At 72.1% G+C, this 1,619-nt stretch carries 2 protein-coding genes; both read left to right on the forward strand.

The annotated features are described in order from the left end of the window. Positions 1 to 160: 160 nt before the first annotated feature. A complete protein-coding gene (locus tag WDZ17_RS17575) occupies positions 161 to 571 on the forward strand; it encodes a hypothetical protein (RefSeq protein WP_339576412.1) in 411 nt (136 codons plus the stop codon). Further along, positions 562 to 1,584 carry an IS3 family transposase gene (locus WDZ17_RS17255; protein WP_339576411.1) on the forward strand — a complete coding sequence of 341 codons (1,023 nt, stop codon included), beginning with the start codon at positions 562 to 564 and terminating at the stop codon, positions 1,582 to 1,584. The genes WDZ17_RS17575 and WDZ17_RS17255 overlap by 10 nt, the downstream gene beginning before the upstream one ends. The last annotated feature ends 35 nt before the right edge of the window (positions 1,585 to 1,619 follow it).

Here is a 1,619-nt window from a genome sequence, read left to right on the forward strand (position 1 = left end):
CCCTCCCTGGCAGGCTGAGGTGAGACGCCCCGACCTGGGGTGGACGCCACCGACAGCAGGGTGAGACAGGCAGACGACCATGACGATCACCACCCGCACCGAGCCGAGGACCGGGCACCCGGCCGACTCCTCGGCGGGCCCGGGCGTCGACGATGGGGGCATGGGCCCCCGTAGCGACAACCCGCGCCGGCGGACGTTCACCGCGCAGTACAAGCTGGATGTGCTGGCCGAGTACGAGGCCGCACCCGAAGGCACCCGCGGGGGCATCCTGCGCCGTGAGGGCCTGTACTCCTCCCACCTGGTGGAGTGGCGCAAGGCCCGCGACGCGGGCGCGTTGTCGGGTCTTTCCCGGCCGGCCTCGTCGCGGAAGAAGTCCCCGGAGCAGGTCGAGCTGGACAAGCTCCGCAAGGAGAACGCCCGGCTGGCCGGGGACCTGGCCCGCACGAGGACCGCGCTGGACATCATGGGAAAAGCGCACGCGCTCTTGGAGGACTTGTCCGAGAGCGCGCAGACCGAGCACGACGCCCCGGCCGAGAAGAGGTCCTCGCCGCGCTCGAGGAGATCAAGCTGACCGCCGTCGACCAGCTACGCCCCCAGGTCGGGCAGGTCGCTGCGTGCGCCCTGGTCGGGCAGTCCAGGGCGACCGCGCACCGCCGCGCCAAGCCCGTGGCCGAAGGCCCGAAGCCACGGCGGACTCGGGAGTCGCCGGCCTCGAAGCTGACCGACGCCGAAGCCGCCCGGGTGCTGGACGTGCTGACCAGCCCGCGGTTCGCCGAGGCGTCGGTGGCCCAGACCTGGGCCACGCTGCTGGACGAGGGCACCTACCTGTGCTCGCAGTCCACGATGCACCGGCTGCTGCGCGCGGCCGGCGCCGGCGGGGACCGCCGCCGGCAGGCCACCCACCCGCCCCGGGCCCGCCCCGAGCTGACCGCCACCGGCCCCGGGCAGGTCTGGTCCTGGGACATCACCAAGCTCAAGGGCCCCGACCGGGGCGTGTACTACGACCTGTACGTGCTCATCGACATCTACTCCCGGTACGTCGTCGGGTGGACCATTGCCGCCCGCGAGGACGCGGCGATCGCCAGCGCGATGATCGAGCAGGCCACCGCCACCCACGGCGCCCCGAACGCCGTCCACGCCGACCGGGGGACCTCGATGACCTCCAAGCCCGTCGCCGCCCTGCTGGCCGACCTCGGCATCACGAAGTCCCACTCCCGGCCGAAGGTGTCCAACGACAACCCCTACTCCGAGGCCCACTTCAAGACCCTGAAGTACGCCCCCGACTTCCCGCCCCGCTTCGGTTCCCTGGCCGACGCCAAGGCCCACTGCGAGACCTTCTTCGGCTACTACAACCACGAGCACCGCCACTCCGGGATCGGGCTGCACACCCCCGCGTCGGTCCACCACGGCACCGCCGAGAAGATCCGTGAGCAACGCGCCGCGACCCTGGACGCGGCCTACGCGGCCCACCCCGACCGCTTCGCCCGCCCCCCGACCCCACCGACGCTGCCCAAGGTGGCCTGGATCAACCAGCCCGCCGTCCCCGCCACCGACGAGGACACCCCAGCAGCACACAGCACCTGAGCACCATCACGTCTCAACAGGCTTGACAGGTTCCG

The sequence above is a fragment of the Pseudokineococcus basanitobsidens genome (assembly GCF_037482545.1).
Classification (GTDB): domain Bacteria; phylum Actinomycetota; class Actinomycetes; order Actinomycetales; family Quadrisphaeraceae; genus Pseudokineococcus; species Pseudokineococcus basanitobsidens.